General features: G+C 54.4%; 12 protein-coding genes. 5 read left to right on the top strand and 7 right to left on the bottom strand.

The features are described from left to right. The first annotated feature begins 322 nt into the window (after window positions 1-322). On the top strand, window positions 323-6,916 hold the full coding sequence (locus tag H7F16_RS06550) for a P-loop NTPase family protein (protein WP_206682582.1): 6,594 nt from the start codon (window positions 323-325) through the stop codon (window positions 6,914-6,916). 473 nt (window positions 6,917-7,389) lie between these two features. Further along, window positions 7,390-8,492 (top strand): IS3 family transposase gene (locus H7F16_RS06545; protein WP_185796787.1). Its coding sequence is split into 2 segments (ribosomal slippage): window positions 7,390-7,651 and window positions 7,651-8,492, totalling 1,104 coding nucleotides; the frame shifts between segments, so codons are not numbered across the junction. A 251-nt stretch (window positions 8,493-8,743) separates the two neighbouring features. On the opposite strand, the gene H7F16_RS06540 is transcribed toward H7F16_RS06545, so the two are convergent. The 6 genes from H7F16_RS06540 to H7F16_RS06515 all read right to left on the bottom strand — a co-directional run bounded on the left by H7F16_RS06540 (window position 8,744) and on the right by H7F16_RS06515 (window position 14,398). Next, entirely contained in the window at window positions 8,744-9,154 is a 411-nt protein-coding gene (locus H7F16_RS06540; protein WP_185796786.1) for a hypothetical protein, read from the bottom strand. Window positions 9,155-9,156: 2 nt separating this feature from the next. Continuing rightward, window positions 9,157-9,570, bottom strand: a complete 414-nt coding sequence (locus H7F16_RS06535; RefSeq protein WP_185796785.1) for a hypothetical protein — start codon at window positions 9,568-9,570, stop codon at window positions 9,157-9,159. 176 nt (window positions 9,571-9,746) lie between these two features. Next, window positions 9,747-11,132, bottom strand: a complete 1,386-nt coding sequence (locus H7F16_RS06530) for a hypothetical protein (RefSeq protein ID WP_185796784.1) — start codon at window positions 11,130-11,132, stop codon at window positions 9,747-9,749. Next, a complete protein-coding gene (locus H7F16_RS06525; protein ID WP_185796783.1) occupies window positions 11,122-12,954 on the bottom strand; it encodes a site-specific integrase in 1,833 nt (610 codons plus the stop codon). Before H7F16_RS06525 ends, H7F16_RS06530 begins: the two co-directional genes overlap by 11 nt. A gap of 42 nt (window positions 12,955-12,996) precedes the next feature. Next, window positions 12,997-13,521 (bottom strand): helix-turn-helix transcriptional regulator, encoded by a 525-nt coding sequence (locus H7F16_RS06520; RefSeq protein ID WP_185796782.1) that lies wholly within the window; start codon window positions 13,519-13,521, stop codon window positions 12,997-12,999. An 88-nt stretch (window positions 13,522-13,609) separates the two neighbouring features. Continuing rightward, window positions 13,610-14,398 carry a hypothetical protein gene (locus tag H7F16_RS06515; protein ID WP_185796781.1) on the bottom strand — a complete coding sequence of 263 codons (789 nt, stop codon included), beginning with the start codon at window positions 14,396-14,398 and terminating at the stop codon, window positions 13,610-13,612. Window positions 14,399-14,874: 476 nt separating this feature from the next. Here H7F16_RS06515 and H7F16_RS06510 point away from each other — a divergent pair, with 476 nt between their 5' ends. The 3 genes from H7F16_RS06510 to H7F16_RS06500 all read left to right on the top strand — a co-directional run bounded on the left by H7F16_RS06510 (window position 14,875) and on the right by H7F16_RS06500 (window position 20,543). Beyond that, window positions 14,875-16,428, top strand: a complete 1,554-nt coding sequence (locus H7F16_RS06510) for a type I restriction-modification system subunit M (RefSeq protein ID WP_185796780.1) — start codon at window positions 14,875-14,877, stop codon at window positions 16,426-16,428. A 107-nt stretch (window positions 16,429-16,535) separates the two neighbouring features. Beyond that, on the top strand, window positions 16,536-17,639 hold the full coding sequence (locus H7F16_RS06505) for a restriction endonuclease subunit S (protein WP_185796779.1): 1,104 nt from the start codon (window positions 16,536-16,538) through the stop codon (window positions 17,637-17,639). Window positions 17,640-17,648: 9 nt separating this feature from the next. Further along, a complete protein-coding gene (locus tag H7F16_RS06500; protein ID WP_185796778.1) occupies window positions 17,649-20,543 on the top strand; it encodes a type I restriction endonuclease subunit R in 2,895 nt (964 codons plus the stop codon). A gap of 173 nt (window positions 20,544-20,716) precedes the next feature. On the opposite strand, the gene H7F16_RS06495 is transcribed toward H7F16_RS06500, so the two are convergent. Continuing rightward, a complete protein-coding gene (locus H7F16_RS06495; RefSeq protein WP_185796777.1) occupies window positions 20,717-21,196 on the bottom strand; it encodes a hypothetical protein in 480 nt (159 codons plus the stop codon). Between the last annotated feature and the right edge of the window lie 5 nt (window positions 21,197-21,201).

Raw genomic sequence — 21,201 nt, 5'->3', positions numbered from 1 at the left:
CGTGAAACCACTGTCGGCATAGGTTTCGGTGGCGTTGAACCCACTACGGCAAAGTAGCCCAACCGCACTCAGCAACCCCTCAGCTTTGTGGCGGCCGCCTGTCCTATTCATTTGACCTCACGTTAGGCCGACGCCGAAGTTGCAAAGAAATCTGCTTCTAAGACCGGCATGGGCGGAGAGCCGCCTGACAGCGGTGCAGCATACTATGGATCTTAGGACGTAGAAGCGGACGTCCGTCGCCGGCGCAACACGGCCGGCGCCCGGTCTGTTACGGGCGGAAAGCCGAGAAATGCGGATGCAGCGGAATAGTTAAGGTATCCACTTGGAGCAGGCATTCGATCACCGCGCCACGAGCGCCAGCGGCGACGCGCTAAGGCTCATTATTGAATTGGTCTTTTGCAACAAACTCAGCCTACATTCTGTGCTGGCCTGTGATCTCTTGCCAATATACGGTTATATTACAACGCTCGAGGTTACAGTGCGCGAAGTCGGACGACGAATGGACACGGTCAGAGTATCACGAGCCGGGCACACCTTTCACGAACGGTGGGCGGCACGGCGCGCCCTCCAGCTTGTGTTTCCAAAGGACGATCTCTTTGCGATCGTCGTCGAAGGACTTTCTCCGCACGAAAGCCTCAAACTTGGCAAAGAGGCAGAAGATATCGCTGATCTCGTTCTCTACTATGGGAGCGGCGACACTTTCGCGACCTGCACGGCTCAGCAAATCTTGCAGTTCAAATACAAAGAGGCCGCCGAGCCCGTCACATCATCTTATCTCAAAAAAACGATCAAGAAGTTCGCCGCAACACTACGGGAATTTCGGGTGAGCGTGACGCAGGAGGAGATCGCGCAGAAACTCTCGTTTGGGTTCGTGACAAACGCTGAGTTCTCAGATGAACTTTGGGGCGCCATTTCTTGTGCAAAGTCGGGAGGTGCGCCTACAACGAGTAGCGCTCAGACACAACTTCAGTACCTTAAAACCTGGTGTCAGGAAGAAAAAATTGAGGCGGGGGACATATTTCCGCTGATCGAGTTCCGGGCCTCGACAAGCGATCTGCCTTCACAGAATCGATTCTTGCGAAGAACGGTCAGTGACTGGTCAGCTAATTCCGCCGGTCAGGCGGCGAAAAGGCTGTTCGCTCTTGTGGAGCTTGTCCGGGAGAAGGCGCAGATTGAGGGACAGGGCAATAACTCTATCAGGCGGGAGGACGTCCTCAATGCGCTTGAGTGTGATGAGGATCATCTTTTTCCGGCGGATACGCGGTTCGTTGATGTTGGTGACGTCGTTGAGCGGAGCGCCCAGCTAGATGTAAGAGACAGGGTCTTGACCTGCAATCTACCGGTGTTCCTCCATGCCGACGGCGGTGTTGGGAAAACTGTCTTCATCCAGAGCCTTGCGGCAAATCTGACGGATACGCTAGAGGTCGTCGTTTTCGATTGTTTCGGAGGCGGTTCGTATCGCTCCGAAGCTCAGGCCCGACACCTGCCTCGGATTGGATTGCTCCAAATCATCAATGAACTGGCGGCTCGCGGGCTATGCGATCCACTTCTTCCAAGCGACAGCGATCACTATGGATTGGTCGAAGTCGCCCGAAAGCGCCTCAAACAAGCGAGTGAGACCGTCAAGAAACAGTCCGCCATGCAAGGCGTACTGGTTATCTTGGACGCTGCAGACAATGCGCAGCTTGAAGCTGATGCACGCAATGAACCTGCCTTTCCGAGGCTTCTGCTTGCATCGCTCAGCGCAGAGCCTATCGAGGGCGTGAAGCTGTTGCTCACCGCACGTCCTCATAGGATGGATCGCGTCATCGGTAATAGCCAAACTAAGCGTCTTAAGCTCGAACCCTTCACTGAAATGGAAGCGCGGCGCTTTCTTGAGACAAGGCGCGAGAACATCACGGATGTAGAGTTCTCAACGGCTCTCGCGCGTTCCCGTGGAAATGCCCGTGTCCTCGAATACCTGGAAAAAAGCTGGGACACAAATGTTTCCGGTAACGCGCCCCAGACCGAAATATCTGTGGAGGAATTGATCGAACAAAAGTGTCGCAAGATAATTGGTGACTTGCACTCGGCAGGCTGGAGCGAAAATGACGTTCGAGAATTTTTCGCAGCTCTGTCACTTCTTCCGCCGCCTATCCCATTGACTGAACTTGCAGAGGCGTTGGGCTGGTCAGAATCCCAGGTCAATAGCGCCGCATCCGATCTCGCGCCCATGCTTGAGCTAGTCAAACACGGGGCAATAATCCGAGACGAGCCGACTGAGACCTATATCAAGGAACAGTACGCAAGCGAGGCCACAGCCCAACAGTCCATCGCCCAACGGCTTCAAGCGCGCCAGAAGGACTCGGTCTACGCTGCAGAGGCGCTGCCGCATTTCCTTGTGGTCATTGGCGACAGCAACCGGGCTTATCAGCTTGCAAGATCAGATAAATTTCCGGCTGTCGTTGAATCCGAATATGGACGTCGGAGGTTAAGGCTTGCGCGCCTATACGCGGCTTTCTCGCTTGCCACACGCGAGTATGACCTGGACCGTGTCTTGCGCCTCGCGATGGAACTCTCGCAAGTGGCTTCGGCAAACGTGAGGGGCGATCAGTTCATCCGGCGCTCTCCGGCATTGGCGACTGTCCTGGGAGACTCTGATGCATCACGCCGACTGTTCAACGATCGGTCCGGATGGCGCGGTGCTCGTGATGCGCGCCTCATCGTCGCGTACAGTTTTTCAGATGAGCTAGACGAAGCGCGCATTCATCAGAACAGGGCAATTGGCTGGATAAACTGGTATCTCCACAATGATGATGAGGCCAAAAGGATTCAGCGTTCGGGTCCGGAAGCATCCGATGTTGCTGCGGTGATGTTCCTGAGTGTGTTGAAGAATGAGTTCTCGTCATTTAATCGCAACATGCAAATTTGGCGCTTTAGGTTTGCTCTATCTGTCATCGAAGAGCTGATCACGCTGTGCGCGCAGCACGAAATAGCGAATGGAAGTGAGGCGTTGCAGACTCTTGCCAAGTTCGCTGCCTCCAAGAGGTGCCTGTCCCTCACCCTCCAGATCGGGCTTCTAGCGAATGACCGTGGCCTTTCGAAAAGCAGACTGAGAGCCGTTTCGCGAGCGGCCAGCGCTCTTACGGCGCGGTACAGGAAGACAGTGCCGGAGGACGATTCAGACTACGAGATGGAACTGCAAGGTGCGGTCTCCAGCGCGGCAATGGCCTCCATGATCGTGAACTCCAGGCGATCGGCAAGGCAGGTGCTCAAACTGTATCGCCACCGGAGGCCATCAAGCTATGACTACGGCGAGCGGTACGGCAGGAATAGTATATGGGTGCCGATTCAATCTGCATGCGTCGGAGCGTGGTCTGAAGGTAAGCCTTTGTCGTTTCGCCACCTGATACCAGAGGACGTAGAAGTAACTTCGACGACGAAACAAATCGGTTCAGCGGCAGATCTAAAAACCTTCCTCGATAGCCTCACAGTCGAGGATAAACATCGCAAGCAACGGAGGGGTAAACTAGCCGATAAGCGCAAGCAGTTCTCAGAACATGAGCAGGACAACATCGTCAAAGGCGCCACATGCATCCTGCAACTTGTTAAACCAATAGAGAGCGCTGTTCTTTCTGGACAGGTGATATCTAGCAGTGTTTTGGCGACTTACTTGGAGATTTGGAAGTCAGCACTGCGGCCGGATGTGCATTGGAACTCCCAGACCGGGAGAGATATTGTTGCCCGCCATGTCGGCTTTGGATTGGTTAAGGTATTGCTTGGGCATTGTGAGACCGTCGAGAAACGAGAAGCGGAAGATATTTTAGGGATTGTCGAAGCGAATCGGTTCTCCCTTAGCGAGAAGTTGAGCGTTTTCGCACTTATTGTCCGACGCCCGAACCTTTCTGATGTGGCAGGGGCCTTCGCAAGCTCCCTTTCCAGAGACATTGTGCAGGACGAATACATTGAGCAGCGCGGTGAGTCTTATCGGCAACTAGCCGGATCATTGGTGCCGATGAGCATTGCGGAGGCACAGGAGTATTACAGCCAAGGCTTGGCGCAGCTTGATCAGATGGGCGGAGATGATTTCGACTTGATCTATTCCGCCCTTCATTACGCGGCTGAGCAGCCTGGGGGATATATCAAGCCGGAGCTCTCGCACCGTCTCATGAATCTTTGTCACACAATCTTCCAACATGAACCGTCAAAGTTTGGATGGACTTTGTTCGGACGCGCTGCCTCTTCCTCCGTCGGCTTTCCCGCAATCTACAAGCTGATACGCTGGTCCGACCAGGACGTCGTGGATTATTCCTACGGCCTTCCCCAACTGGCCTGTTACCTTGCGAAGGCAGGGCGCCTGGACCCACGGCGCGCGGCTGTACTGCTTACGGTGTGTGAGGATCACGGTTGGCATGAGTGGCAAGTCGGAAAAGGCCTCGCTGATTTGCTTTCGGTCGCCAAGCCGGGAGATAGGCAAGCCATCTTCTCACTGGTGGCGGGAAAGCTGGATAGCGAACACAGTTTCGGAGGGTGGCCAACACTGTGGGAGAGCCTAATAGACTGTGTGGATACCTATCAAGAGATTGGCGATGAGGCATTGAGGGACCGCCTTCGGGACCTGCGAGCCGCAGCACGGCATAGGCGCGACCATGAGAGTGCGAGATTGAATCACAGCGGTACGGTCACTGATCAAAGTCTCCATGTAGGCACAAGAAAGCAGACCGAAAAGTCTCGCGAGGAAGCCTTTGCAGCTATCCTCGCAAGGTTTGATCCGACGTCCGCACACTCGCTGGATCAAGCGTTGCAGGAAATCCAAGTTAATGAATTATTGCAGTTCGACTACAGGAAGCGCCTGTTCGATGAGATACGTAAAACATGCCCGTATTCAAACAGACTGAACCTTATCGAGGCACTTTGTGAATCCGCTGAACTTGATTTTGATAACGCGCTGCGTCTGATTATCGAATATGTGGAGGAATGGGCTGGCACTACGGCGCATGTGAGGAACAATGTTTTTGGGGTGATCAAGAGGTTATTCGCATTCAAGGGCTCGGAGCTTTTCGAACTTCGCTACTCGAGCATTTCGAGGCAAATCTACCGCCTGACTGAGCTGTGCGGCGATCCGAAGTTTGTGCTGCAATCGGTCTTGGAAACTATAGCAAAAGAGCGCCTTGAACTCGGGGGTGACGAGTGGCTTCAGTTAGCCACCAGCCTGTGTGATCACACTGAGCCATCGACAGCTTTGGAGGCGTTTGAGAGTCTTCTGTCGAGCTCGGCTGCCAAGGTGGGCGATGAGATCGGCGAAGGATCGTATCGCAGTGCATTTGCGGGCAGGAGCAGCGAGAGCGAGGTTGTTGCTGACATCATCTGGCACTTACTCGGAGACAGTGATGCCTTCGTCAGATGGCGGGCGGCAAGAAGCCTGAAGGGTATGATTGATGTCGGGTTGACCGAGGACGTCAAGCAATTGCTTGGCCGTTTCGACGTGAATGAGAACGCATCACTGGCCTCCGACAGTCACCACTTTGCATTCATGAATTCACAGCAATGGCTCTTGATGGGGATAGCCCGTGCCTCCCTGCATCACGGCAAAGAACTGGAAGCCCTTAGGCCACAGCTTGAGGCACTCGCAAACCGAACCGATTTGCATGCGATTAACAGGCTTCATCTCGCTCGATCTTTGGCACACATAGAGGGCGATGGAGGCGCGAGCTCTCTGGGCACCAAACTATTGAGTGAAATTCAGACGCCTCCGCATGGTGTCATTGTGCGCAATGGTTGGCCAGGCAACCAGGATCGGCGGATCGATTTAGATTTCGACTACGACTTTGACAAATACAAGGTGTCAAATCTGGCGAGGCTCTTCTGGATGTCGGACAACGAAGCCCACGACTGCATTGCCGATGAAGTCATTCAACAGTGGCGCGGTGCAACGAGTATGTCAGACTTCCCCGGTGGCGTTCGTTACAGGCACGACGCAGACGATAGGTACGAGACGTATAGTGCTCACGTGCAAAAGCATGCGCTCCTCCATGCCGCAACGAAGCTGGTGAAATCACGTCCCGTCGTGCGCGCCAGCTATGACTCAAAAGACAAGAATCCCTGGAACGAGTGGCTAAGGGAAAACGACGTATCGTTTAGGGACGGATCGTGGTTGTTCGACCACAAGGATTCTGTTCCGGCGCAGGCGCGACAGAACCTCCTGGGTGAACGAAAAGGAAGCCAGGAAACACTCGTAGATGATGAAGCGCTGTTTCGGAAGGTTGGGTTCCCCGAGGGCCTTGGGGATGGCTTCTTGCCCCTCTGTGGAGATTGGAAGTCACCGGATGGCGTATTCGTCAGGTTCATGTCCGCTCTAATCCAGGAGAGGGGCGCGGTTGGGCAGTGTGCGAAGTTCTCCAAAACAACTGAGCACGATTTCTGGCTGCCAAGTTTCTGGTCAGATGGGCGTGTTGACCGACACGCAGGGGAGACGCCGTTCCGTCCGTTGATATGGGAGCCGGAGAAGTATCCCATTGGCATTGACGAGCGTGACGAGTGGGCCACCCGGCGAGCTATGGCCCGTCCAAGGCTGGGATTGGCGCTCAACAAGCTACTCGGGCTGACATCTGACGATGATGAACGCCATTGGCGTGACCGCGCAAACAGGCTCGTATTGAAGAGCGAAGTTTGGGGCGAGTGGCAGCCGGACCCCGATAGTCATAGGAGCAGATATCAGGATGAGGGTGCTATCCTGTGGGCGAAACACGGCTGGCTTGACGATGCGCTCAAATCCTACAGGCAAAGCCTCATCTTCAAGCTCAGTTTCTCGAAATATAAGTCAAGCAGGAGCTACAATGATTCAACCGGTGTCCGAGGACTGTATGTGGGTTTGAAGCGCAGCGGTGAGCCCCCTCGCTTCTGGTTCGCCAAAAAGGCGTCCGAAACAATCTATTAGATGTGGCGTTTGTGGCCCTAGCCGTTTGCTTATAGTTCGGTTTTTCGGTGGAGAAGCAGGTCTTTAAGTTTTGTAAGCAGAGTTCGGGTCTGCGATAGGCTTCGGAATGATCCATCTTCGGCGAGATGGCGAGTTTCAATCTGTGCGAGGCTGGTTACGGTTCCGAGGGGGTCGATGTGCCCACTACCGTTCAGCGAATGGCCGGTTTAGCGAAACTGCGCCGCAGCGACACAAATCTCGCCAAGGTCCGCTCTGGGCCGAGGCTGTGTGGAAACGCACTGACGATGCAGGTTTTGCGAGTGGAACAGGACGGTTCAGACGGCAACGCGCATCGGGGGCAAAAGTGCTTACGGCCACGCCTCCGGGTAATCGCTGACAGCTACGGTTCGTTCTGATCTGATCCCCCCAAACTGGACCGTTTGAAGCTGGAGTTTTCGGCTACGCTTTTCCGGCTGGGAGAGGAGCGGAATCGGATGAAGGCGAGCAATTTCTCGGACGCCCAGAAGGCGTTCATCATCAAGCAGGGCGAAGACGGCACGCCAGTTGCGGAGATCTGCCGCAAGGCGGGGATCAGCCAGGCGACCTACTTCAATTGGAAGAAGAAGTATGCCGGTTTGCTTCCGACCGAGATGAAGCGGCTCAAGCAGCTCGAGGACGAGAATGCGCGGCTGAAGAAGATCGTGGCGGACCTGACGCTGGACCGCGAGATGCTGCAGGACGTCATCCGCAGAAAGCTCTGAAGCCTGGTCGGATGCGCGAACTTGTTCGCGGGATGTGCAGCGATTGGGCGGTGTCGATCCGGCAGGCTTGTGGGGCCATCGGGTTTGACCGTTCGACGTTCCACTACCAATCCCGCCGCACCGATCAGGCTGCCGTGGCGAAGCGGATCAAGGAGATCTGTGAAACGCGGGTCCGGTATGGTTACCGGCGCGTTCACGTTCTGCTGGACCGCGAAGGCTGGGGCATCAACGTCAAGAAAGTCTATCGGATTTACAGGGAGTTGGGCATGCAGCTCAGGCACAAGACGCCCAAACGGCGGGTGAAGGCGAAGCTGCGCGATGACCGTGCCGTGGCTGTCGGACCGAATGATGTCTGGGCGATGGACTTCGTTCACGACCAGCTGGCGACGGGCAAAAAGTTGCGGGTTCTGACCGTCGTTGACACCTTCTCGCGCTACGTGCCGGTTCTGGACGTTCGCTACAGCTACCGCGGCGAGGATGTGGTCGCGACGCTCGACCGAGTGTGCCGCACAGCTGGCTATCCCAAGACGATCCGCGTCGATCAGGGCAGCGAGTTCGTCTCGCGCGACATGGACCTCTGGGCTTATCAGCGCGGGGTGGTCCTCGACTTCTCGCGCCCAGGCAAGCCAACAGACAACGCCTTCATCGAAGCCTTTAATGGACGCTTCCGGACCGAGTGCCTGAACCAGCATTGGTTCCTGACCCTTGCGGACGCGGCAGAAAAGTTGGAGGCTTGGCGTAGATACTACAACGAGGAACGGCCACACGGCGCGATCGGCAACAAGGTCCCGATCATGCTGACGAAATCAGGGGGCGTCACCAGCCCGTCACCCTGAGCGAAGCCTGAAAACTCTGCCTTCGGGCGGTCCAACGTTGGGGATCGGATCACAACCCCAAGGACTCTCGTTATGAACGAGGGACGACCAGGGGGCAGGTCAACAGTGTTGGCCGCTGGGATAGGGGCGGCCCTATGGCCGCCCCTTATGATTGATTGTACCGGCCAGAACGCATAACGCTGCCGCAACCACTCCATGTCAGCCGAAGAGTTTGCTTCAAAGAACCATTTTTTGGAAATCGAGTCTCTAACTCAGCTGGCTCGGCACGTGCATGGCAACGCCTCAAGCATTGAAATGTGGTCCTGTGCCGACCGACGGATCCGTTTGAAACGATCAACCGTGATCCATATCTGACGATGGGTGGCCAGTTCTGGATCAAGAAGCTCGCAGTCTTCGACCTGTTCGCTGTCAAAAACCTCTGCGTAGGCGGGCAGTTTCTGCAAGATTGCTAGCCGGCAGTGTGCCTTGATGCGGTCCAGTGTAGCATCATGTCGGTCGGTCCAAATGTCGCCAGATCTATAATCTTCGCGCATTTGCCGAACATCATCCCTGATCAACAGAACTGGATACCGAGCGACGACTTTGGCGACCTCGCGAGAGAGTTCCATCGTCCAGAGAATACTGCGCGATGCGATAGCGTAGTCCGAAACACCTCGCTGCATGATCACACCTCATTCGAAGCGTGTGCGACTACGCCCGACCGAACGGGAATGGCCTCGCACTTGGTTTCAATGGCATCGATGCGTTCAACCAGCCCTTCGGACAGCAAGCAGATTTCCGTGACATACGGGGCGTCGGGATTGATCGCAGCAAAGAAATCGGACTCTGGTCTATCAGGGTTACCGACATGTTCGAGCGTCAGCAGCTCCTTTAAAAACTGCAGTTCCCGTGTAAGTCGTCGAGAAAGTTCAGATGCCTCACCAAGGTCGCGGATGAGGGCGACAGTTCTTTGCTGACCAGCACGTCCACCAAGGAGCCCGGCGGCATGGGCAAAGGCGTCAAAATGATCTGAAAGATAGAGCTGCAGGTCCGCAAAGGCGGAACTTGAGTTCATCGACAGGTTTAGGTCATGAAACATCGATTATTCCTTCTGATGTTTTCCGACCGCACGAACGTGATTGCTCGCGGGGCGCACGACGCCGGAGATGGTCTCCTTTCCCTCCGGACAGCTTCTGCACCTATCTTTCAGTTTCACCCGTTCTCGTTTCGGGCTTCACAATGGAAAGCCTGAAACGAGAACGGGTGAACAGGACTTCATTCGAAATCAAAATTCTTGTCTGGAATTCCGGAGGCCAGATTAGCCAAGCCTCGCTGCATCTTCGCTAATCGATCCGTACGAATTCGGTGGCTGTGGTAATGCGAGGCAGACTGCGGTGAATGTTGAGCGCAGGCTGCAAGCGCTAGCTCGGTGCCAAGAGGTCCGCTGATGCCAGCGAAAGCTTCATGCATTTCAGTTCTTGCGATATGTTCGCCGGTCTTGAAGTACTTTCGCCAAACATCCGAAACATAGTTGTACCCAACGCCGTCCTGAGACCGAGTGATCAAGACTGGGCGTCTATCCCGAACTACCTCGGTTCGCGCCAATTCGAGATATGCTTCGCTTAACCCGTTCAATGCTAAAGCATCAATGAACGGATTAAGGTCTGGATTCATGCGCGTTGAGTAGTCATGACCGTTTTTGCTAGTCGTCAGTCCAAGGTGCCAGCATCCATTTTCCCATGTCAGTTCCTCTCCGAAGCGAAATCGGGTATCACTGAGCCGCAATGGCAGGAAGGTGAACACAGCCAGACAGTACGCCTCATTCCTGCACGTAAGGGCGCTTCTGAGATTTGTCGTTTGCGTAGACTTCGCTAGAAGCTCCTTTGCCTTCGACAAAACAGACCGAGCACTCACGTCGACTTCGTGCAAGATGACCTCTTTTCGCTTTACCTCTTTACTCGTGTTCGCGTCGTGCAAAGCTGTCAGCTCTCGAAGCTTGTCGCAGACCACCTTGGGTGCATTGATAAATTTCGCAAAGCGACCCAGGGCAGAACACGTGGCGCGTTTAGTGTAGCTTGAAAGACCGCGTGCGTTCATGTCGCGATGCAGTGCCGCAAGACTTTCCTCGCTCAGCTCTACCGACGCCCCTGCATCCAACGAAGACTTTGCGAGCTGGCGAAGCTTCATCGCAATGGTCTTGATGATAAGTGGTGCCGGAGGGCGCTCAGTTGCTGAACCGAGGCCAGACCGCATGTCGGCTAGAGCTAGCTGCCAAGCATGAGGCAACGCGCTTTCGGGAACGGTCTTGGTCGCCCCATAGTCGCGGCCCGTCCTCTGTTTTGGTCGAGACTGAACCCATGCTTGATGGCGTTGCCGTGCATTCTGCGCCGCCCGTTCCGCCAGTATTGTGCCGGGTAACAGGATCTGCAAAGCTTTAGCGAGGCGCCTCGGGAAGCAGGAGCTCACGCCGCCTTTATCTACGTCATTGATCAAATCTTCGGTTACATCATCGATGTGCTGGATCCCACGGTCGTCGCAGAGTTTAAACAAGCGGTCGACATCTCTCAGATAAGAGAGGCTCAAATACCCTGCCCGCTCCGTTAGACCCGCCCAGCGTGGCTCTCCGAGGATCTGTTCTGCCGTTCTCCAATCACGCCGCATTTGCCAGCTCCACGACGAGAGCTTGGGCCGCTTCGATCTGCAAACGACGATTTACCCATGCGTAGTATTTCCTGACAGTGCTCTCTGTGTCACCCAAGAGAACTGCAACCGCTTCATACTGTCCCGGAAACTGTTGAATCAGCAGTGACGCGAGGCCATGGCGGAAGTTGTGCGGACGCATCGGTAGGCCGAGGCTCCGACTGATCTTAATAAACCAGTTTCGAAAGAGCGTCTTCGACAACGGCCCATCTCCACGCACTGCGGGAAACAGATGGTCGTTCCCGTCGCTGCTAGGAAAAAGCGGGCGAACCTGACTCAGATACCAGCGCAAGGTATCCAAGCCGTTCCGGCGATCTTGTCGGAGTGCTGCATCAACGGGCTTCTGGTTCTTCACAACCTTCCCCGGAAGCATGATGCGCGCGAAAGGAGTTGCGGTAGTTGGCATGAGCAGATTGGCATCCGGCCCGCGGAAGGTCAGCCGCATGACGTTCTCGATCCGCAAAGGGACGGCGCAAGTTTCTATTGCGCAGAAGGCCGCAAAAGCACCCAGCTGTCGGACACGATAGAGTTCCATTCCGGATAGTTCGCGCTCATTTGCCTCTGCTCTGTCGAGCAGGGACTGTGCGAGACGGCGCGCTTGAACGTGAAGTGTTAACAGTTTGACTTGAAGACTTTTTGTGCCGAGTAACGTTTCACAGAACTTCCTTACACGTAACGACATGATATCACCGTCACGCCGTCCTTCGGTGAGGACCACGGTCGTCCGTTCAAGAACGCAGAACCCGGCCACATCGACCTGGTTATGCGCCGCAACGGTTTTGACTGCTTTGAAGTAGCTAGAGATAGTTCGATTGGAGAGTCTTTTCTTGTCTCCATGTTGGAGCCATCGGCGCAAGACTGCCGTTGCGATCTCAACGTTCATAAACTCCGCAAGGGTGCTGCAGTTGCGCGCCGGATCAACTTCAATGGCCGCTTCGCAAAACCGCCTAAGAGCAACGCTCTTCTTTGCGCGATCACTTTTAGATGTAGCGTTGATCAGCATATCAGCGACGAGGTCGAAACTGCCGCCACAAGAAACGTCAAGCCATTGTTCGATTTCGGACCTTAGCGCCTCGGGTAGTTCACCGATTGCGTGCCTTCGAGGCCATGGCGAGAGGGTGTAAGCTTCTGCTCCCAACAGAGCTTCAATCCTTGGAACCGACCGCAAGCGGTTCAGTATTCGAAGTGCCGCGATTACGGTCCGGCGGTCGTTCCCGTCAAGATCAGCACCAAGTCGGGTCAAAGTTTGTGCCGACAGGTCGGCAGGCGTGATGCCAAGTCGTACCGAATGCCGCGAAAGAAACTGAACTGGGAGCATTTGCTGCGGTTTGAGAGCAGGCTCGGCGCTGGACTCCACATGTTGAACAACGAGACCTAACAGCCGCTGCCAGACAAGTTGCACACCGTCTGTCTCAACCTGTTTTACCAAGGCCGACGAAGTGGTTTGCCTCGCCGCGAATGCCTTCAAGACAGAGACGACTTTGCGACGCCAAGCCTTGTATGCAAACTCTGACTTGTGCACAGCCGGATCAAAACCATGAAGGGGGAACTGCTTTTCGAATCCACCGAGATCTGCTGGGCGGCTAAAAAGAGGAACGTTCTCCCAGAGTTTCTCAACGCGAGCGACGGCGCGGAAGTCATCCAAACCGCGGTTCAATCTTGCCCATTCAACGACATCCGCGAAAGAACTTGCACGACCAGGAATAATATTCATCATGATAGAACTCCTCTGGATAAATGATACATTGGCTATAATTTCAAAATCAGAAGTGAAAAATGACATGCATATCAAATCTTTCCGCTCCCAAAAAAATTGGGATGTTTGTCATTTTTTCCGAACCCGTTTATTCTTTGGCGGACGAGGAATAAGCTCCTCAAGATTGAACTGGATAGTTGAAATATTTAACTCTGTAATGACGGATTCGGCTGGATCGTTAGGTGCATGCACAGGTGTAAAAGTAAAGTCCGATTGATTAGAAGTTCCAAATTCCATTTCTTGCAAATCGCTTTCGAAGAATAGCCTGACTTTCTCACTTATACGAATGGAGCGTGGAAATCCTTCAAGTCTGCGAGTTCCGCGCGCGTATGTGGAAACTGTTCGTGATGAGATACCAAGCCGCTGAGCTAACTCGCTTCCAGTCAGGAATATCCGCTTAAGATGGATAGATTGGACGACAACATCGCTTGGCACTCCAAGACACAGAAGCAAACCACCTAAATCGATGCATTCATCAACAACGCAGACCTCGTGATCTCGTATCAGCCGAAGGGTTGAACGATAGCTAAGGCCCAGAAGAAACGCAGCTTCTTCAATGCGGCGGTGACAAGTGATTGACGTTTCGATGTGCATTCCCAACCTCTATTGTGAGAAGTTGGGTTCGATTGCTGCAGATTAAAAAATACAATGCCAAAATGTTAATAAAACAATTATGGATGTGCTAAGTCTCGCCATCAAGCAAGCTGACTTCATCGGGTTCTTGCCCATCATGTACGAATACACTGCCAATCCTGCGTTCAATCAATTGCTGATTTGTAAGCTTTCTGCAAGCACCATCCTTGGCTTCGTATAGTTCGGTACATCCGGATGATGAATAAAAAGATTTTCTATACCAGATACAGCCTTGAGTCATTACCCGGACCTTAACACGGCGCAGTGTTCTGCTGAATTGCTGAATGTCAGGACAAAGTACCAAAGTATAGCCAAGGCGCTTCGAGATCCGTGCGGCCGCTAATTTCCATCTCTTTTGGCAGCTTCGATCGCCCCACTCATCAGCCCTTAATTCAAAATATGGGTACGTTTGTTTATGGCAACCCCAAACAAGCATTAAAAAATGGATCTCATGCGAAGTCCTGCACTCCCGTATTTCCTTGACATTCGCGACCACATATCTGGTCGGAACATCCCAGATTTTGTCGATGAATGCATCGCCAAATTGATATTCGATGAACTGGCTACAATTCGTGACATTCAACACTTTAAACAGGTCTGTTTTATGAAGCCGGTCGATGACACAGCGAAGCAGTCTGGTTCCCCGTTCCGGGGGTAAAGCCGACTTCCTCAGATCAGAGAGGTAAGCACGAATGGTTTCCCCTTCGTTGATGGATTGATTGCTTTCAATGCGCTGCATCACAAAGAAAAGTGCGTAAACCAGCCTGATCTCGGGAGCCCCGAGATCAAAGGTTCGTAAAAAGTCACGTGCGTTCGCGGAGATCTTGAATTTGTGCATCACAACATGGCCCTATCCGTCTCGTGTTGAACGAAATCTGGGTAGGCCGAGTGATTAATCGGAATCGGGTTTGAATCCGTGCTCTATCTGTCCGCCGTTGACTCCATTGGCTGTCGCCGCTTTTTCAACCCCGGGTGCCTCGTTCGTAGGTCGCAACTTCGTCAAATACATCGCCAAAGGCGCCTTGTGCGGCCTGAACACCGCTTTCATAGCGTGATTAACCCCATAAGCATCTGTTTTTTAAGGCATATCCCGCTATAGAATGTAATAGAACAGTATAGAACAAATAAGAAAACCGCCGAAGGCCCGCCGCAGGCGGAACGGCGCAGGCTCGGCCACCTGATGGGCTGCGAACGACGACCGATACCCGCCTCCTACAACAAGGGGTTGCAGCCACAGGTGAAAACCTGACAAAAATCTTCTGCGAACCGAGGCGCAGACCCATTTCCTTGGCAAGAGCAACATTGGGGACGGGCATGACCGACGAACAGAAGAAAAAACTTGAACAAAAACTGTGGGATATCGCCAATACCCTCCGCGGCAAAATGGATGCGGATGAGTTCCGCGACTACATTTTGGGCTTCATCTTTTACAAGTACCTTTCCGAGCGGATGCACGCCTACGCCACGCGCATCCTCGACAACGACAAGATCGACTTCACCGATATTGACGAAACGTCGGCCGAGGGTGCTGCCGTGCTCGACGCCGTCAAGGACGCCTCGGTCGAGGCGCTTGGTTACTTCCTCAAGCCGTCCGAACTCTTCTCGGCAGTCGCGAAGCGAGGGGAAGAAGGGGCTTTCATCTTAGGCGACCTGGCAACAATCCTGTCTAACATCGAACGTTCGACCATGGGCACTGCGTCCGAGGAAGACTTCGATCATCTCTTCGAAGACCTCGACCTGACATCCACCAAGCTTGGCCGCACCGAAGAAGCCAAGAATGCCCTCATTTCGCGTGTTCTGACCCACCTCGATGCCATCGATTTCCGGCTGGATGATGCCAAGGCCGATGTGCTGGGCGACGCCTATGAATACCTCATCGGCCAGTTCGCCAGCGGCGCTGGCAAGAAGGCGGGTGAGTTCTACACGCCCCAACAGGTTTCCACGATCCTCGCCCGCATTGTCACCACCGGCAAAACGCGGCTGAAATCGGTCTATGACCCGACCTGCGGGTCGGGGTCCCTGCTCCTGCGTGTGGCGCGCGAGGTAAGCGATGTGGGCGACTTCTTCGGGCAGGAGATGAACCGCACGACCTATAACCTCGCACGCATGAACATGATCTTGCACGGGGTGCATTACCGCAACTTCGACCTGAAGCAGGAAGACACGCTGGAACACCCCCAGCATGAGGGGATGCAGTTCGAGGCGATCGTCGCCAATCCGCCTTTCTCGGCCAAATGGTCGGCGCGGCCGCTGTTCCTGCAGGACGACCGCTTTGCCAAATATGGGAAGCTCGCTCCGTCGTCGAAGGCGGACTATGCCTTCGTCACCCATATGCTGGCCCATCTCGACGAGAATGGTGCGATGGCTGTGGTCCTGCCCCACGGTGCGCTGTTCCGTGGCGGCGCCGAAGGGGTGATCCGCGAATACATCATCCGGGAAAAGAACTGGCTCGATGCCGTCATCGGCCTGCCCGCCAACATCTTCTACGGCACCGGCATTCCGACTTGCATTATGGTCTTCAAGAAATGCCGCGAGACGGACGATGTGCTGTTCATCGACGCCTCTTCGTGTTTCGAGAAGGGCAAGAATGAAAACCGCCTGCGGGACGAGGATGTCGACCGTATCGTCACTGCATATCGCACTCGGAACGAGGAGGCAAAGTTTAGTCACCGCGCCAGTGTCGCCGAGATCGCTGGTAACGACTACAACCTGAACATTCCCCGCTATGTGGATACGTTCGAGGCAGAGGCCGAGATTGATCTTGCCGCCGTGGCGCAGGAACTGGATCAGGTCGAAAAGGACATGGCCCCGATCGACGCGCAAATCCGTGCCTTCTGCGCCGAGCTTGGGCTGGAGTCTCCGGTATGAGCGGGGCTATTCCGAAGCTGCGATTTCCAGAGTTTGCTGGGGAGTGGCGACTTACGAAAGCAGGAAGCGTCTATGAATTCCGAAATGGGCTAAACTTTACCCGAGACATGACAGGTGAGGAGGTCCGGATTCTGGGAGTTTCGGAGTTCCAGAGGAACGAGTATTTCGACGATGTTGAGAGCCTTCCCACGGTTCATATTTCTGAGAAGCTTACCGATCGAGACGTGCTGCAAGAGAACGACCTACTTTTTGTCCGCTCCAATGGAAACAAGGCGTTGATTGGACGGTGCCTCCACATCGGACGCATGCAGGCGGTGGCGTCCTTTTCTGGCTTTACCATTCGGGGACGACGCACCTCGAAAAGTGTTGATTCAATTTTTGGCGGCCGCCTTTTTAGAGGCCCAAAGTTTCGGCGCTATCTGGATGAAATGGGCGGCGGAACAAATATCAGCAACCTCAGCCAAGCTATCCTTTCGGATTTCACTGTCGCTCTTCCAACCCTCCCCGAACAGCAAAAAATCGCGTCTTTCCTCGGTGCGGTGGATGGCAAAATTTCGGGGCTGCGGCGGAAAGAAGCAGCGCTAACGCGGTTCAAGGCGGGGCTGATGCAGAAGCTCTTCTCGCAAAAAATTCGTTTCACCCGCGAAGATGGATCCGCTTTTCCAGACTGGGAAGAAAAACGCCTTGGAGCGGTGTTTGTCGAGCGCGCCCAACGGGGCGACATATTAGCCGAGTTGCTTTCGGTCACGATGAACAAAGGCGTAGTCCGCGCTGCTGAGATTGATCGAACAGATGGCGCTAGCGCAGATCTATCAAACTACAAATCCGTCCGAGCAGGAGATATTGCATACAACTCAATGCGCATGTGGCAGGGGGCCAGTGGAGTTTCAAAATACAACGGTATTGTCAGTCCGGCATATACAGTCATCTATGCTACGTCACCGCAGGTAATGGATTTTTGGGGTTACTACTTCAAACTTCCGTCTGTGATTTTTCTTTTCGAGCGTAGCTCACAGGGTCTGACGTCGGATACGTGGAATCTGAAGTATCCAGCTCTTGCTTCAATCAGACTGGCCGTCCCCTGCATAGACGAGCAACGCAAAATAGCCGACGCCATTTTAGCGATAGACGACAAGATTGCCGCCGTTCGTAGCCAGACCTCAAGAATGGAGGCCTTCAAGAAGGGCCTCCTGCAACAGATGTTCGTGTAACGGTGCCCGATGTCCATCCAGTCCGAAGCCCAGCTTGAAGCAATCCTGATCGAGCGGCTCAAAGCCAAAGGCTGGGCGCCGGTATCCTTGCCGACCGAGACGGCGCTTTGGGCCAACCTGCGGGCCGAACTGGGCGCGCAGAACGAAACCACCTATTCGGATGCCGAGTTCGGCAAAATCCGCAACCATCTGGAAAAGGGCAATGTCTTCGACAAGGCCCACACCCTGCGTGACCGGTTCCACCTGATCCGCGACGATGGCAGCAGCCATTACGTGCAGTTCATGAACCTCGAGCACTGGTGCCGCAACCGATACCAGGTCGCGACACAGATCGGCATACAGGGCCGCCGTGCCAACCGCTATGACGTGACCCTGCTGGTGAACGGACTGCCGCTCTGCCAGATCGAGTTAAAGCGGCGCGGGGTCGAGCTGAAGGCCGCCTTCGACCAGATCAACCGCTACCAGCGCGACAGCTTTGCCGCCGCCGGCGGCCTGTTCCAGTTCGTCCAGATCTTCGTCATCTCGAACGGCGTGAACACGCGCTACTACGCCAACAACCGGCACCAAAGCTTCAAGCAGACCTTCACCTGGTCGGACACCGACAACAAGGCGATGAACCGGCTGGAGCCGTTCGCAGACTTCTTCCTCGAAAAATGCCACCTGTCGAAGATGATCGCGAAATACGTGGTGCTGCACGAGAGCGACCAGATACTGATGGTCTTGCGGCCCTACCAATACTACGCGGTCGAGGCGATCACCGAACGGGTCAAGGCCGGACGCGAGAACGGCTATATCTGGCACACCACGGGCTCGGGTAAGACGCTCACCAGCTTCAAGGCAGCGCAGAACCTGTGCGAGAACCCCAAGGTCGAAAAGGTGCTCTTCGTCGTGGACCGCGCCGACCTCGACTACATGACCACGCAAGAATTCAACTTCTTCTCGCCGGGATCGGTCGACGGCACGGATGACACGGCGGCGCTGGTTAAACAGTTCCTCGAACCCGGACGCAAACTGATCATCACTACGATCCAGAAGCTGAACACCGCAATCTCGCGCGAAAGCTTCTCCCCTGCCCTACAGGCGCTCAAAGACAGCCGCGTCGTAATGATCTTCGACGAATGCCACCGCAGCCAGTTCGGCGATGCACATCGCAAGATCCGTGAATTCTTCACACGCGTGCAGATGTTTGGTTTTACCGGCACCCCAATCTTTGCCGACAATGCCGTGGGCCGCCGAACCACGGCCGACCTCTTCGGCCAACGATTGCACACCTATGTCATCACGGATGCCATCCGCGACGAGAACGTGCTTCGCTTCTCGGTCGAATACATGTCCACCACCGCCCCGATTGAGGGTGAGACGCCCGAGGCCAAGGCCGAACGCGAAAAGCAACTCGCGTCGCGCGAAGTGATGGAAGACCCGCGACGCGTCGAGGCGGTGGTGGATTGGGTCATCGACAACCACGACCGCAAGACCCGTGGCCGTCAGTTCGGGGCCATGATGTGCGTCGGGTCGGTCGACGGTCTGATAAAGTATTACGACCGCTTCGAGGAAAGAAGGAAGGCCGGGGCACACGACCTTAAGATTGCGACGATATTCACTTACGCTGCGAACGAAGAAGACACCGAGGCAGACGACCTGATCCCCGAGACAAACTTTCCGACCAATTCAGCGACCGGCGCCCAGATCCCACGCCGCGACAAGCTTGCCGGCTACGTCGCGGACTACAATGCTCGCTACGGCACGAATGAAAGCATCTTGGACGGTGGTGGGTTCTATACCTATTACCGCGCCCTCGCAAAGCGGGTCAAGTCACGGGATCGAAAGGGTTTTGTGCCGGATCAGGGTGTCGACATTCTGCTGGTCGTGAACATGTTTTTGACAGGCTTCGACGCGAAGACGGTGAACACGCTCTACGTCGACAAGAACTTGAAGTTCCACGGCCTGATCCAGGCGTTTTCTCGCACCAACCGCATTCTTGGTCAGGAGAAGAGCCAAGGGAACATCGTCTGTTTCCGCGATCTAAAGGAACGCACAGACGAAGCTATTGCCCTGTTCGCGGACAAGAATGCCCGGGAGACAATCCTTGTCGGAACGTATGAGGAGCAACTCGAAAAATTCGAGGAAGCAGTCCGGAACCTGCTTACGTTGACTCCGAACCCGGATGCTGTGGACGATCTGCCGGATGAAAATGCAGAGGCAGAATTTGTCACGCGGTTCCGCGAACTGATCCGCATCCGTAACGTCCTTGCAAGCTACAGCGAATTCAAACCGAACGACCTCGCCATGGCCCCGCAGGATTTCGAGGATTTTAAATCTAAGTACCTCGACCTGGCGCAGAAGACCAAGGAGCCGAAAGAGGATGACGAAACATCGCCGCTGGAAGAAATCGACTTTGAACTGGAACTGATCCGGCGCGACGAGATCAACGTCGCCTACATTGTTGCCTTGCTCGCTAACCTCAATGTGGCTGTACAAGAGGGAGAAATCTCTGTCGGTAAAGCTAAAGCGCAGCGGAAACGGATTTTCGACCTCTTGCTGTCAGAAACGCAACTGCGCGACAAACGTGACCTTATCAGCAGATTCATTGACGAAAAAATGCCGCTTCTGGGTCCGAACGACGACGTCCACGCTATTTTCGCTGCATATTGGGCTTCAGAACGAGATGCAGCCTTTTCGCGGTTCTGTTCTGAAGAGAAGCTTGACCCCACCGCATTCGGCATACTCTTCGGTCGTATGATATACACGGGTAAGGCCCCACTTGGTGATGAAGTCGTTGCCGCAATGCTCGAAGCACCGTCCATCCTAAAGCGGCGCGCCACCATTGAGCGCATCATCGCCGGCATGGACAGTATGCTGGCTACTTTCGACGACGCAATCGGCGATCTGACGGATGGAAAGTAACTCTACGGTTTCGGACTGCGTGACATTGGCCGTTGCATCCGCCTCACTTATTCCGGGTAGCTGGACCTGTGCGGCTGGAAAGGTCTACCCATCAGGGGTTATAATAGACCGGTCAAGCTCTGCCTGACTATAGCTGTCGCTAGCATCAAAGATCCTTGGGAGACGACATCTGATCAAGCACTTGCGCCCCATTCAATGCAGATTTTGCGATGCTCTTCATAAATCGCGCGAGGCTCACCTGAATACTTTATCCCAGCTGCATCCAAACCTTTCAAAAATCCATCACATACGGAGTCTCCAATCTTACCGCCAGCATTTCCCAGCATCGCCGTAAGCTGCGGCAAACCATGGTGAACACAGTAAATACACAAACGATCCAATTTAAGTGAGGTGGTTGCCCAGTTTCCCCAGACATGAATTTTTTCATCAAATACGCCTGAGGCAATTGCCAACTGTTTGAAATCTGTTGGCTTACCTGACCTTGCAGCATCAATAAGATGATCGATTGCGTGCGTGAGATTAAATCCCTTTACAACCCGCGTGGACAACTCAGCCATAGCTTGCTTACATAAATCAGCGCTCATTTTTCCCGCGTCTCTATGGCGAGAGATGATTCGCTCCAGCTGCTCCGGTGTCTTTTGCGCCAGATCCATTGATT

This window comes from Paragemmobacter straminiformis, from assembly GCF_014243445.1.
Lineage (GTDB): Bacteria > Pseudomonadota > Alphaproteobacteria > Rhodobacterales > Rhodobacteraceae > Paragemmobacter > Paragemmobacter straminiformis.
The sequence above is the reverse complement of the archived record's forward strand: the minus strand, read 5'-3'. Positions and strand labels throughout refer to the sequence as shown.

Bases quoted from the DNA above. Each gene is read 5' to 3' on its own strand.
- H7F16_RS06515 (WP_185796781.1), bottom strand. From the start codon at position 14,398: ATGCACAAATTCAAGATCTCCGCGAACGCACGTGACTTTTTACGAACC.
- H7F16_RS06500 (WP_185796778.1), top strand. From the start codon at position 17,649: ATGTCCATCCAGTCCGAAGCCCAGCTTGAAGCAATCCTGATCGAGCGG.
- H7F16_RS06530 (WP_185796784.1), bottom strand. From the start codon at position 11,132: ATGCGGCGTGATTGGAGAACGGCAGAACAGATCCTCGGAGAGCCACGC.
- H7F16_RS06535 (WP_185796785.1), bottom strand. From the start codon at position 9,570: ATGTTTCATGACCTAAACCTGTCGATGAACTCAAGTTCCGCCTTTGCG.
- H7F16_RS06510 (WP_185796780.1), top strand. From the start codon at position 14,875: ATGACCGACGAACAGAAGAAAAAACTTGAACAAAAACTGTGGGATATC.
- H7F16_RS06495 (WP_185796777.1), bottom strand. From the start codon at position 21,196: ATGGATCTGGCGCAAAAGACACCGGAGCAGCTGGAGCGAATCATCTCT.
- H7F16_RS06505 (WP_185796779.1), top strand. From the start codon at position 16,536: ATGACAGGTGAGGAGGTCCGGATTCTGGGAGTTTCGGAGTTCCAGAGG.
- H7F16_RS06520 (WP_185796782.1), bottom strand. From the start codon at position 13,521: ATGCACATCGAAACGTCAATCACTTGTCACCGCCGCATTGAAGAAGCT.
- H7F16_RS06540 (WP_185796786.1), bottom strand. From the start codon at position 9,154: ATGCAGCGAGGTGTTTCGGACTACGCTATCGCATCGCGCAGTATTCTC.
- H7F16_RS06525 (WP_185796783.1), bottom strand. From the start codon at position 12,954: ATGTCATTTTTCACTTCTGATTTTGAAATTATAGCCAATGTATCATTT.